Raw genomic sequence first — 12,274 nt, 5'->3', positions numbered from 1 at the left:
TCCGTGGCCGAGAGCGAGGGGTCACGCCGTTTCCTCGGCCGCTTCGAGCGAGGCCAGGAGTGCTTGTACGGGCACGCGCCCGGAGGCGACCAACTGGGCTCCGCCCCGCCGCAGGGCGGTGGCGAACGGCGCGGCCCACACGTTCTCGTAGATCAGCAGGCCGGCGGAGTTGCCCGGTTCCACGGCGGCCGCGGCCTCCTCCAGGTCGTCCTGCCCGAGCAAGCCGGACTGGACGCCTTCGAAGACGGAGAGGTCGAGACTGCCGTCCCCGTCGAGATCCGTGATCTCCAGGGCCGTCACCGAACCGTCCTCCCCCTTGCTGATGAACATCAGGTCGAGGATCCGGATGATGCCGCGGTCCACCAGGTCGACCAGGAGCGGGAACCCCTCGCCGGTCATCCGGTTGCCGGGGAACTCGACCACCACGTAGTCGATGGGCCCGATCTCGTCGAATTGCTCGCTCACAACGTCACCTCTGATCCTGGAGACCCCTGGTCGCCATTCCAGCACCGGACGTCGAGTGGTGCATCCGGGGGAGTGAGGTCGCGGGGGAGGGACGAAGGCGCCCCCGCCCCGTGGCCCGGGGAGGGGGCGCCGTTCCGTTCCGCCCCTGCGTGCCGTTCCGTTCAGCCGACCCGGGCCGTTTTCGTACAGCCGACCCGTGCCGTTCCGTTCAGCCGACCCGGGCCGTTTTCGTACAGCCGACCCGCGCCGTTCCGTTCAGCCGACCCGGGCCGTACGGGCGAGGGCGTCCCGGGCCGCCTCCTCGGCCAGGGCGCGGTCCTCCGGGACCAGACCGATGCGGGTGCGGCGGTCGAGGAGGTCGGAGGTGTCGAGGGCGCCTTCGTGGCGGACCGCCCACACGAGCTCGGCGCCGGTGACGGTGTGGCCCGGGACGACGGGTGCGGCGAGCGCGGGGTCGGCGAGGCCGAGCGCGTGGACGGCCGGTGCCTCGGAGCCGTAGCGCTGGACGAGACGCGCCGGTACGCCGAGCCCCGCGAGGGTCGCCGGCCGTGCGGCGCCGACGAGGGGGAGCGAGGCGGTCCGGCACGGGCCCGCGTCCAGGCCGCGGGCGGCCACGGCGGCGTCGACGGCGTCCTGGGCCATGCGTCGGTAGGTGGTCAGCTTGCCGCCGACGACGGTGACGATGCCGTCGCGTGAGGTGAGCACGGCGTGCTTCCGCGAGATGTCGGCGGTGCGGCCCGCCGCGTCCCGGGTGTCGAGCAGCGGCCGCAGGCCGGCGAACGCCCCGACCACGTCGGACCGGTGGACGGTGACGTCGAGGGCGGAGCCGAGGACGTCGAGGAGGAAGCCGATGTCGGTCTCGGGGACCTCCGGGACGTCGGGGACCTCGCCGTCGACGGGTTCGTCGGTGAGGCCGACGTACACGCGTCCGTCGCCCTGGGGCAGCACGAGGACGAAGCGGTTCGTCTCGCCGGGGATGGGGATGTGCAGACCCGCGGAGAGGGGGCCGAGGGTCTCGGAGCGCAGGACGAGATGGGTGCCGCGCGACGGCCGCAGGCGTACCTCGTCGACGAGGCCGCCCGCCCAGACGCCGGCCGCGTTGATCACCGTACGGGCGCGCAGGCGCAGCTCCTGGCCGGTGGTCTCGTCGCGGACCAGGGCGCCGTCGCCGTGGAGTTCCAGGGCGCGCGTACGGGTGAGGACGCGGGCGCCGTGGGCGGCGGCGGTGCGGGCGATCGCCGTGACCAGGCGCGCGTCGTCGGTGAGGCGCCCGTCCCAGGAGAGCAGCCCGCCGCGCAGCCCGACGCGGCGCAGCGCCGGGGCGAGGTGCCGGGTCTCGACGGCGGACAGCGTGCGCGGCTGCGGCAGCGTGCGGCGGGAGGTGCGGGCGCCGACCCGCAGCATGTCGCCCGCGAGGAACCCGGCGCGGGCGAGGGCCGCCTGGCCGCGGCTGACGAGCGGGGTGAGCGGCAGCACGAACGGCTGGGCGCGCACCAGGTGGGGGGCGGTGCGCTCCATGAGGACGCCGCGCTCGACGGCGCTCTCGTGAGCCACGTCGAGCTGCCCGGACGCGAGGTAGCGCAGCCCTCCGTGGATCAGTTTGGAGCTCCAGCGGGAGGTGCCGAACGCGAGGTCGTGGGCGTCGATCGCGGCGACCGTGAGTCCGCGCGTGGCCGCGTCGAGCGCGGCTCCGGCTCCGGTGGCGCCGAGTCCGACGACGAGGACGTCGACGGTCTCGCCGTCGGCGAGCCGGTCGAGTTCGCGCCGGCGCCGCTCGGCGTCGAGCGAGGAACCGGGGAGTGCGGTGCTGCTCGTGGGGGTCATGGGGTGAGGGTCCTCTCCAGCAGGGTGTGCAGCTCTTCGAGGAAGGCCGCTTCGCTCAGTTCGGGATCGGTCTCGTCGGCCATGGTGCGCAGCGAGAGCGTGAAGGACTGGACGACGAGGAGGAGGGACCGGGCCTGGAGGTCGGGGTGGACCTGGCGTACGGATCCGTCCTCGTGCCCGTCCTCCAGCGCGGTGAGGAGCAGCCCGAGCAGGGCGTCCTGGCTGGCGCCGCGCCGGTCCAGGACGTACGGCAGCAGCAGCTCGGGGTCGACGTCGAGGATCTTCCGGAACAGCGGATGGGCCCGGAACGCGGCGACTCCCGCCACCAGGCCCTCGACGATCCGCTCCCGCTCGGGCCGGCCCTCGTCGGAGGGCGGCATGGCGTCGGCGGCGACGGCGATCCACTCACGGGTCATCAGGTCGCCGACGAGGGTGCGCACATCGGGCCAGCGCCGGTACAGCGTCATCCGGGACACGCCTGCCCGCCGGGCGACGTCGGTGAGGGTGGTTCGCCGTACGCCGACCGCCAGCACGCAGTCGCGTGCGGCGTCGAGTACGGGATCTGCGTCCGCATGGTTGTGACGAATGGGCGTCATCTGTCACAGTGTAATGCCAGCGCAGGCCGCGTGGCAGCGCCGTTCGTGAAACAGACCGTGAGGAACCTCTCGAAGTGGACATGTTGTGGAGCGGCTGGGGCGACCCGGCCAAGGCGGCACCCCTGCCCGAATCGGTCACCGGACTGCTGCGGGACCTGCTCGGGGTCACCCCGCGGGAGAGCGGCCCGTCCGTCCTCGCCGACATCGACGTGCCCGCCCCGGCACTCACCGGTGAGGCGATGAGCGCGCTGCGCGCCGCCGTCGCCGCACCCGACGGCCTGCGGGACGACGCCGAGAGCCGCATCCGGCACACCCGGGGCAAGTCGACCCCCGACCTGCTGCGCATCCGCGCCGGCGAGGTCGAGGACATCCCGGCCGCCGTCGTCCTCCCCGCCGACCACGACGAGATCCTCGCCGTCCTGCGCGCCTGCGCGGACCACGGTCTGTCCGCCGTCCCGTTCGGCGGCGGCACCTCCGTCGTCGGCGGCCTCGCCCCCACCACGAAGCGGCCCTTCGTCGCCCTCGACCTCCGTCGGCTGGACCGGCTCCTGGCCGTCGACGAGGTGTCGCGAACCGCGACGCTGCAGCCCGGTCTGCGCGGCCCGCGGTGCGAGGAGCTGCTCAACGAACAGGGCTGGACGCTCGGCCACTTCCCGCAGTCCTTCGAATGGGCGACCGTCGGCGGCTTCGCCGCGGCCCGCTCCAGCGGCCAGGCCTCGGCCGGCTACGGCCGCTTCGACGAGATGGTCGTCGGCATGAAGGTCGCCACTCCCGAAGGCACGCTGTGGAGCGGCCGGGCCCCGCGCTCCGCGGCCGGCCCCGACCTGCGCCAGCTGATCCTCGGCTCCGAGGGCGCCCTCGGCGTGATCACCTCGGTGACCGTCCGCATCCGCCCCCTGCCGGAGAAGCGGATCTACGAGGGCTGGCGCTTCGCCTCCTTCGAGGCGGGCACGGCGGCGCTGCGCCGCCTCGCCCAGGACGGCCCGCGACCCACCGTGCTGCGCCTCTCGGACGAGTCCGAGACCTTCATCGGTCTGGCGCAGCCGGACGCCATCGGCAGCGCCGAACTCCCGCAGAACCCCGGCTGCATGGCCATCGTCGGCTTCGAGGGCACCGAGGCGGACACGGCCGCCCGCCGCGCCGCCGCGCGCGAGGTCCTCCTCGCCTGCGACGGCGAGTTCATCGGCGAGGAGCCCGGCGACAAGTGGCAGCACGGCCGCTACGACGCGCCCTACCTCCGCGACGCGCTCCTCGACGCCGGCGCCTTCGCCGAGACGCTGGAGACGGCCGCCTTCTGGTCCGCGATCCCCGGCCTCTACACGGCGGTGCGCGACGCGCTGACCGGCACCCTCACCGAGGCCGGCACGCCGCCGCTCGTCATGTGCCACATCTCGCACACCTACGAGAACGGCGCCTCGCTGTACTTCACCGTCGTCTCCGCGCAGGGCGAGGACGCCGTCGCGCACTGGGCGCCGGCGAAGCGGGCGGCGAACGACGCGATCCTGGCGGCGGGCGGCACCATCAGCCACCACCACGGCGTCGGCACCGACCACCGCGACTGGTACGCCCGCGAGATCGGCCCCCTCGGCATCCGTATGCTGCAGGCCGTCAAGGCCGAGGTCGATCCCTCCGGCGTGCTGAGCCCCGGGGTCCTCATCCCCGTCCGCTGAGCACCACCCCCGCACCGTCCCCTCCCGAACCTCTCCTTCTGCCGCCCGGAGGTCAGATCCATGCGACAGTTCACCGCCGTCGTCAACCCCACCGCAGGGGGCTCCAGCGGCACGGCGAGCCTGCTCCCTCTGGCCCGGCTGTTGCGGGAGGCGGGCGCGGAGCTCGACACCGTCTACAGCCGCAGCCTGGAACACGCGCGGGAGGTCGCCCGGGAAGCCGGTGCGAAGGGGCACGTCGTGCTGGCCGTCGGCGGCGACGGCATGGCCGGCACCGTCGGCGGCGCGCTCAGCGGTACGGACACGGTCTTCGGTCTCGTCCCGGCGGGGCGCGGCAACGACTTCGCGCGCGCCCTGGGGCTGCCCGCCGACGCCCAGGGGCTCGCCGAGGTGCTGCTCGGCGGCGAACCGCGGGCCGTCGACACCATCAAGGTGGAGTCCGCCGCGCACCCGGGGATCCACGTCCTCGGCAGTGTGTACGCGGGCGTCGACGCGGTGGCCAACCGCCACGCCAACACCTCCCGGCTGCTGCGCGGCGCGGCCTCCTACTACGCGGGGGGCCTCCGGGCCGTCCTCGGCTGGAAGCCCGCCGCGTACCGCGTCACGATCGACGGGGTCCGGCACGAGCGCACCGGATACACCGTCGTCGCCGCCAACTCCGGCTACTACGGGTTCGGGAGGAACATCGCCCCGGGCGCGCGGGTCGACGACGGCCTCCTCGACGTCGTGGTGATCAAGGAGGCCCCCAAGCGCCTCTTCTTCGCGATGATGAACGAACTGAAGACGGGCGCGCACGTGAACCGCCCCCAGATCGAGATCCTGCGCGGCAGGGAGGTCCGCATCGAGGCCGACCGTCCCCTGCCGTACGGCGCGGACGGCGAGGTCGACGCGACCCTGCCGGTGACCCTCAGGGCGATGCCCGCGGCCCTCCGCGTGCTGGCCTGAGGACCGCGCGGGGCGGCCCGTGAGCACGACCCGCCGGTCCCGCCGGTGCGGGACCCTGCCTCAACGCGGCCCGTGGGTCTGGAGGAAGACCACCGGGCCGCCGTCCAGCCGGCCGGCCGCGTCCAGGTCGAGCAGGGCCGCCAGGGCCTTGGCGGTGTAGGCGCGTTCCAGGGTCAGGCCGGCCCGCGCCGCCGCGAGGGCGAGCGCCCGGTCGCCGGCGGCCGTGGGGTGGGCGTAGCCGTCCCCGAGCCAGGCCGTCTCGACACGGATCGCGCCGGAGGACGGCCCGGCGTCGCCGAGCACGGCCCCCCGCGCCCTGAGCAGGGCCGTGGCGCGGCGGGCCAACCGGAGCAGGGCGGCCGTGTCCAGCCGCAGCGTGTCGTTGACGACGACACCGAGGACCCGGGTGCGGAGCCCCGCGAGCCGCAGTCCGAGCGCGAGGCCCGCGGCGGTGCCGCCGGACCCGACGGCGGTCACGAGCCACGCCGGCTCCGGCAGCTCCCCGGCCTCGACCTGCGCGCCCAGCTCCAGGGCGATCTCGACGGCGCCGAGCGTGCCGAGCGGCGAGGAACCGCCCGCCGGGAGGTAGTACGGCGGGGTGAGGCCGTGGGCGTGCCGGGCGAACAGCCAGGGCGCGGCCAGGATCAGCCGCGTCTTGCCGTGCAGGAAGTGCAGCGTCGCGCCCGAGGCGCGCAGTCGTGCCAGCTGGGCCCGCACGTGCTCGTCGACCGGGTGGTCGATCAGGCCGAGGGCCACGCCGAGCCCCGCCTCCCGCGCGTACGAGGCGGCGGCGAGACCCCAGTTGGTGCCGAGGCCGCCGACCGTGAGGAGGGTCCGCGCGCCGCGCCGCCGCGCGTCCGGCAGCAGCCACTCCAGCTTGCGGACCTTGTTGCCGCCCCAGCCGCCCTCGCCGTAGCCGCTCTCGTCCTTGACCCACAGTGCGGAGCGCTCGGCCAGTCCCGGCAGCCGCCGCACCGGCGTCGGCCCGTCGCCGAGCCGGAGGAAGGGCAGCGAGTCGGCCAGTTCGGGGCAGCGCCGGTGCAGGAACGGAGGGGACATGGACGAGACGGTAGGGCACGGGACCGTCGGCCGCACCGGGTGCGGCGGGCCTCGACGCCCGCCGCCCTCCGGCCCGTTCACGGGGTGACGATCGGGAACTCCGGCTCGGGGTCGTCGAGGACGCCGAGCAGCCGGGGCAGCAGCGTCCGGTCGCCGGTCATCGTGACGCCGTCGGTGCCCCGTCCCGCGAGGAGCGCGATGAGCTGGGTCTTGCTCATGGTCAGCGTCAGGTCCGCGTCGGGATCGGGCCGGGTGTCCGCGGTCCAGGTGAGCAGTCCGTTGACGAGGCGCAGATGCCAGTGGTCGGCGCCGATGTGCCAGTCCATGGCGATCCGCAGGTCCCAGGCCTTCGGGCCGTCGACGCGGACGGCGAGGCTGTCGATGATCTGGCCGACGGAGAGGGCCAGGTACATGTCGGGTCCGAGGGTGGCGGTGGCGTGCGGCGTGATGCCGTGGAGGAGTTCCTGCGCTCCGGTGAGGTAGAAGTTCCGCCAGACGGCGTTCTCGACGGCCTGGCCCAGGCGGGTGTAGAGCGCGGCGAGCTGACGCTTCGCCCGGCTGTCCCCCGGGTCGTTGAAGACGGCGTGGTTGAGCAGGGTGACGGCGAAGCGCAGCTCGCCCCGGTCGGCGTAGTGCCGGGCGCGGGCACGGACCGCGGCCTGGCCGCCGAGCGACTCGACCCAGAGCCGGGCCTCCGCCACGGGCGGATGCTCCCAGAGGTGGGCCGGATTGCCGTCGAACCAGCCCATGTACCGCTGGTACACCGCCTTGACGTTGTGGCTCAGCGAACCGTAGTAGCCGCGGTTGGCCCAGACGCCTTCGAGCCGGGGCGGGAGCCGGAACGTCTCCGCGATCTCGGTGCCCGTCATGCCCCGGTTGATCAGCCGCACGGTCTGGTCGTGCAGGTAGCCGTACAGGTCCCGCTGGTGGGTGAGGAGGGCGACGATGGCCTCGTTGCCCCACGTGGGCCAGTGGTGGGAGGCGAAGGCGACGTCGGCGGCGTCCGCGTAGAGGCCGATCGACTCGGTGAGGTAGCCGGCCCACGCGTGCGCGTCGCGCACCTGGGCGCCGCGCAGGGTGAGGACGTTGTGCATGGTGTGGGTGGCGTTCTCCGCCATGCACACGGCGCGGAGATCGGGGAAGAGGAAGTTCATCTCCTCCTGGCACTCGGTACCCGGAGTCATCTGGAACCGGATCCGGACCCCGTCGAGGACGACCTCCTCGCCCGTGGCGCCGATGAACCGGGTGGGGGCGATGAGCCCGACGGTGCCGAGCGAGACCGTGAGGCCGAGCCCGCAGCCGACCTGCGCCCCCGCGTTCCTGGGGAGCGTGGAGCCGTACATGTAGGCCGCGCGGCGCGCCATCGCCGTGCCCACGTACACGTTCTCGCTGACCGCGTGCTCCATGAAGCCCTTCGGGGCGAGGACGGGCACGTCGCCGGCGCCGTCCGGCAGCACGCCCCGGCAGCCGCCGAAGTGGTCGACGTGCGGATGGGTGTAGATCATCGCCCGGACCGCGCGGTCGCCGCGGTGGGTGCGGTAGAGCTTCAGTGCGGCGGCGGCGGTCTCGGCGGAGATGAGCGGGTCGATGACGATGATGCCCGTGTCGCCCTCGACGATCGTCATGTTGGACAGGTCCAGGCCCCTGACCTGGTAGATCCGGTCGGTGACCCGGTAGAGGCCCTGGCGCGACAGGAGCCGCGCCTGCCGCCACAGGCTGGGGTCGACAGTGCCGGGGCCGTCCCCCCTGCCGGGCCGGCCGTCCGCGGCCTCGGTCAGGAAGCGGTAGGCGTCCGGGTCCCAGGCGGTCTTTCCGGCCGCGGTGGTGATCGGGCCGCCGGTGAAGGCGGCGACGAAGCCGCGGTCCGCGTCGGCGAAGTCGGCGGCGTCCTCGTACGGGAGCCCGTCGGTGCGCGTGGGTGTCCGCGGCCCCTCGGCGCCGGTCCCGGGTCCGTGCCCGGTGAGCGCCTGGGCGGTCTGCGGGTTCAGGGAGACGGAGGCGGCCGCGGCGCCCATCGCGGCGGCGGCCGCGACGAAGCCGCGCCGGTTCATCGGAGTCATGACAGTGCACGTCCTTCTCGGCTCTCGGTGAGGACGCCACTATTGCAGTCTGACTGCAATACGAGTCAAGGGGTGTGCGGCGCCCCCTTCAGCAGCGCCCGCACGGTGCGGCCGATCGCCGCCCCGGCCGCCGTCCCGTCGAGCCCCCGGCGGGACCGCAGATGGTCCCAGGCCGCCCAGGACGAGCAGGCCTCCAGCGCGTCGAGCAGCCCGCCCGGCTCCCCGGCGCCCGGCACCCGAGCCAGCTCCGGCGCGAACACCGCGGCGAGATCCGCCCGGAACCAGGCGTCGCCGTCCGCCATCACCCCCCGCAGCCCCGGCGAGTCCGGCTCCAGAGCGAGCCCGATCCTGCGGATCGGCGTCATCACCTCGTACATCCGGCCGCGCTGCGACACGAGGGCCTCCACCTTGCGCGGGGTCTCCCACCCGGGCTGTACGGGCTCCGCGTGGGCGCGCCACCGCTCGGCCTGCCGCCGGGCCGCCGCGACGTACAGCGCCTCGCGGTCGGCGAAGTGCACGAACACCGTCCGCTCGGACACCCCCGCCCGCTCCGCGATCGCCTTCCTGGTCGGTTCCCGGCCACTCTCCGAGATCAGCTGGAGCAGCGCGTCCAGCAGCGCCGCGTACGTCAGTTCCGGGTCCCGCCGACGCCGCTCCCGCGGGCGTCCGGGTCCCTTTCCGGCCTCAGTGTCGTTCACCGGGACATGGTGGCAGAGGGGCGCGGGCACCTCGTGCGAGCCGCGTCGCCACGGACCCGCGGCATGCGCGCCGCCCGGGACGGGATCACACTGGACAGGGTGAGCAGCCGCACGGAACCCGGTCCCCAGCCCCGCCCCGCGCGGCAGCGCGGCGGCCGCCTCCCGAACCAGACGGTGGCACTCGCGGCGATGATGTTCGCGGTGGCGATGACCTTCATCGACCAGACCATCGTCTCCATCGCCGCCCCCGACATCGTGCGCGAACTGGGACTCTCCAGCTCGGGCATGCAGTGGGTGGTCAACGCCTACCTCCTCGCCCTCGCCGCGTTCTTCGCCCTCGGCGGCCGTCTGGCCGACCTGTACGGGCCACGGCGCATGGTCGTCATCGGCACCCTCGTCTTCGTCATCGCGTCCGTCCTGTGCGGCTGCGTCCCCTCGGGCGACTACGCCCAGCCCTGGCTGATCGCCTTCCGGGCCGTGCAGGGTGTCGGCGCGGCCCTGCTCTTCCCGGCCGCGCTGGCCGTCGTCGTCGCGGTCTTCCCGGTCGAACGGCGGGGCAGGGCCCTCGCCCTGTTCTTCGGGATCTCCGGGGCGCTGACCGCCGTGGGGCCGCTGCTCGGCGGCTGGCTCACGGCCTCGTGGACCTGGCGGGCCGTCTTCTGGGTCAACGTGCCGGTGGCGATCGTCGCCCTGGTCCTCACCGGCCTCGCCCGCATCGCGGACCGCCCCCGCCCCGGAACCCTCGACGTGCCCGGCGCGGCCCTCGTCGCCGCGGGCATGGGGCTGAGCGTCCTCGGCTTCCAGCAGGCGTGGACCTGGGGATGGGGGAGCTGGGCGACCTGGCTGTGCGTCGCCGGCGGCCTCGCGATCCTGTACGTGTTCGTGCGCTACGAGCGCGGCCTGCGCCACCCGCTGATCGACCTGCGGGTCTTCCGGGACAAGGCGTTCGCGGTGGACACGGCCGTGCTGTTCTTCGCGATGCTCGCGTTCGTACCGGTGTTCTTCTTCTCCTCCGTCTACGCCCAGGTGTCCCTCAGCGCCTCGCCCAACCAGGCGGCGCTCTTCCTGCTGTACTTCTTCGTCGGCTTCGCCCTCGCCTCGCAGTGGGGCGGCAGGATCCTCGACAAACGGGGAGCCCGTCCCGCGCTGAAGGCGGGGACCGTCCTGGGCGCGGTCGGCTTCGCCCTGTGGGCGAACGAACTGACGAACCTGTCCATGCACGACCAATGGCCCTACGCGGCCCTGGCCGGCGCGGGCATCGGATTCATCCTGGCCCCCGCGTCGACGGACGCGGTCAACCGGGCCATCGGCGCCTCCTACGGCGAGGTCACCGGCATCACCCAGACCGTACGCAACTACGCGGCGAGCGTCGGCCTCGCGGTGTTCGGCACCCTGCTGTCCCGGGCCATGACGGAGAACGTCACGGACACGCTCCGGGCACGGGGCGTCGCCCCCGCCACCGCGGACCAGGTCGCACGCGGCATCGCCGACTCCGTCTCCGGCCACGGCGACTCCACCCCGCCCACCGGCACGGGCCCGGTCGCCGAAGCCACCCGCGACGCCATGTCGTCCATCCAGCTGGACTTCGCCCAGGCCAACCAGTGGGTCTTCTACGGCATGGCCGTCGCCCTCGGCCTCGGCTTCCTCTGCGCCCTGCGCCACCCGGGCGACCGCGCCGTCCCGGAGCACCCGGATCCGACCCCACCGGGCTGACCCGGACCCGAGGAGGAGCCTGGTGGTGTGGTGAAGCCAAGGAAGGCGGCGACAGGACCGTACCGACGGGGCTGGCTGCGCGGAGCCCCGCCACCCCGCTGGGTGCGGGTCCTGCCCGTGCTGCTGCTCGTCGGCGTCGGAGCCGCCTCCCTCAGCGACTCCGTTCCGGTGGACATCGGCTTCCTGCTCGGAGCGGTGCCCCCGCTGGCCGTCCTGGCCTACGGACCGTGGGCCACGGCCGCCCTCGGCGCCGCGACGATCGGGCTGCTGACCATCCCCGCCTTCCATCTGAACCAGCCCGGCAACACCGACCTCTTCACCCTCGGCTTCGTCGCGACCCTGAGCATCTTCGTCTCGTTCGTCCGCGGGCGCCGCGACGAGCAGCTCGACCTGGAACGCACCGTCGCCGAGACGGCCCAGCGCGCCATCGTCCCCGACGTACGGCACCGGGTCGGACCCGTGCGCTGCGCGAGCCTGTACCGCGCCGCCGAGCGCGGCACGCTGGTGGGCGGCGACTTCTTCGACGTGCGGCCCGGCCCGCACGGCGTACGGGCGGTCCTCGGCGACGTGCAGGGGCACGGCCTGTCGGCCGTCGCGACGGTCGCGTCCGTCCTGGGGGCGTTCCGCGAGGCCGTCCTCGACGACGTGGACGCGGAGGCGATCGCGGCCCGCCTCGACCGCAGGCTCGTGGTCGATTCGGCGCGGACGGAACACGCGGAACTCTTCGCCACGGCCGTCCTCCTGGACTTCGCGCCGCACGGGCCGGAGGTCCGCGTCCTGGCCTGCGGCCACCCGCCGCCGGTCCTGCTGCGCGGCGGAGCCGTGAGCACCGTGGAAGTCGACCCGGGACCGCCCCTCGGCCTGGGGCTGGCCGGCGTCGTGCCCGGAGCCGCCGCCGAGATCTCGCTGCTCCCCGGGGACCGGCTGCTCCTGGCGTCGGACGGCGTCCTGGAGGCACGGAACGCCTCCGGCGCCTTCTACCCGTTCGTCGAGCGTCTCGCCGGCATGACCGGTGTCGGCCTGGAGCGGCTGCCGGACGAGATCTGGGCCGACCTGAGCCGCTACGCCCCCAGCATCCAGGACGACGTCACGCTCCTGATCCTCACCGTGGACTCCCCCCGTCCGGGCTGACGGGGGCCGGCCCCACCGACGTACGGATGCGTGAGCTCCGGGCGCGGCGATGACCCGGCGGCCCGCACGCGGTCGGTACGTTCCCTGTACGCCCCTCAACGCGGATCGGAGCGCGG

The 12,274-nt window shown here is 74.1% G+C and carries 10 protein-coding genes; 4 read left to right on the top strand and 6 right to left on the bottom strand.

The window, feature by feature from the left end; all coding sequences use genetic code 11:
* Nucleotides 1-21 precede the first annotated feature (21 nt).
* From ABTY59_RS24995 to ABTY59_RS24985, 3 genes are all read right to left on the bottom strand, one after another.
* A complete protein-coding gene (locus ABTY59_RS24995) occupies nt 22-465 on the bottom strand; it encodes a DUF6325 family protein (RefSeq protein ID WP_352021259.1) in 444 nt (147 codons plus the stop codon).
* A gap of 255 nt (nt 466-720) precedes the next feature.
* Nucleotides 721-2,289 (bottom strand): glycerol-3-phosphate dehydrogenase/oxidase, encoded by a 1,569-nt coding sequence (locus ABTY59_RS24990; protein WP_352021258.1) that lies wholly within the window; start codon nt 2,287-2,289, stop codon nt 721-723.
* Complete coding sequence (locus tag ABTY59_RS24985; protein WP_352021257.1) at nt 2,286-2,885, bottom strand: TetR/AcrR family transcriptional regulator; 600 nt, start codon at nt 2,883-2,885, stop codon at nt 2,286-2,288. Before ABTY59_RS24985 ends, ABTY59_RS24990 begins: the two co-directional genes overlap by 4 nt.
* 74 nt (nt 2,886-2,959) lie before the next feature.
* Here ABTY59_RS24985 and ABTY59_RS24980 point away from each other — a divergent pair, with 74 nt between their 5' ends.
* Nucleotides 2,960-4,555, top strand: a complete 1,596-nt coding sequence (locus ABTY59_RS24980; RefSeq protein ID WP_352021256.1) for an FAD-binding oxidoreductase — start codon at nt 2,960-2,962, stop codon at nt 4,553-4,555.
* 60 nt (nt 4,556-4,615) lie between these two features.
* Nucleotides 4,616-5,497, top strand: coding sequence for a diacylglycerol/lipid kinase family protein (locus ABTY59_RS24975; protein WP_352021255.1), 882 nt, complete (start codon nt 4,616-4,618; stop codon nt 5,495-5,497).
* A gap of 60 nt (nt 5,498-5,557) precedes the next feature.
* Here ABTY59_RS24975 and ABTY59_RS24970 read toward each other — a convergent pair whose 3' ends face one another.
* From ABTY59_RS24970 to ABTY59_RS24960, 3 genes are all read right to left on the bottom strand, one after another.
* On the bottom strand, nt 5,558-6,556 hold the full coding sequence (locus ABTY59_RS24970) for a pyridoxal-phosphate dependent enzyme (protein WP_352021254.1): 999 nt from the start codon (nt 6,554-6,556) through the stop codon (nt 5,558-5,560).
* Nucleotides 6,557-6,633: 77 nt separating this feature from the next.
* Entirely contained in the window at nt 6,634-8,616 is a 1,983-nt protein-coding gene (locus tag ABTY59_RS24965; protein ID WP_352021253.1) for an alkyl/aryl-sulfatase, read from the bottom strand.
* Between the two features lie 65 nt (nt 8,617-8,681).
* On the bottom strand, nt 8,682-9,314 hold the full coding sequence (locus ABTY59_RS24960) for a TetR/AcrR family transcriptional regulator (RefSeq protein ID WP_352021252.1): 633 nt from the start codon (nt 9,312-9,314) through the stop codon (nt 8,682-8,684).
* A 189-nt stretch (nt 9,315-9,503) separates the two neighbouring features.
* Here ABTY59_RS24960 and ABTY59_RS24955 point away from each other — a divergent pair, with 189 nt between their 5' ends.
* Both ABTY59_RS24955 and ABTY59_RS24950 read left to right on the top strand, forming a co-directional pair.
* Entirely contained in the window at nt 9,504-11,027 is a 1,524-nt protein-coding gene (locus ABTY59_RS24955; RefSeq protein ID WP_352021346.1) for an MFS transporter, read from the top strand.
* A gap of 27 nt (nt 11,028-11,054) precedes the next feature.
* Nucleotides 11,055-12,158: a PP2C family protein-serine/threonine phosphatase gene (locus tag ABTY59_RS24950; protein ID WP_352021251.1), complete on the top strand. Its 1,104-nt coding sequence runs from the start codon at nt 11,055-11,057 to the stop codon at nt 12,156-12,158.
* Nucleotides 12,159-12,274: the final 116 nt, after the last annotated feature.

The sequence above is a fragment of the Streptomyces sp. NPDC096079 genome, assembly GCF_040303145.1.
Classification (GTDB): domain Bacteria; phylum Actinomycetota; class Actinomycetes; order Streptomycetales; family Streptomycetaceae; genus Streptomyces.
The sequence above is the reverse complement of the archived record's forward strand: the minus strand, read 5'-3'. Positions and strand labels throughout refer to the sequence as shown.

Coding starts and splice junctions, on each gene's coding strand:
- ABTY59_RS24965 (WP_352021253.1), bottom strand. CDS start 8,616: ATGACTCCGATGAACCGGCGCGGCTTCGTCGCGGCCGCCGCCGCGATG.
- ABTY59_RS24955 (WP_352021346.1), top strand. CDS start 9,504: ATGATGTTCGCGGTGGCGATGACCTTCATCGACCAGACCATCGTCTCC.
- ABTY59_RS24990 (WP_352021258.1), bottom strand. CDS start 2,289: ATGACCCCCACGAGCAGCACCGCACTCCCCGGTTCCTCGCTCGACGCC.
- ABTY59_RS24975 (WP_352021255.1), top strand. CDS start 4,616: ATGCGACAGTTCACCGCCGTCGTCAACCCCACCGCAGGGGGCTCCAGC.
- ABTY59_RS24985 (WP_352021257.1), bottom strand. CDS start 2,885: ATGACGCCCATTCGTCACAACCATGCGGACGCAGATCCCGTACTCGAC.
- ABTY59_RS24970 (WP_352021254.1), bottom strand. CDS start 6,556: ATGTCCCCTCCGTTCCTGCACCGGCGCTGCCCCGAACTGGCCGACTCG.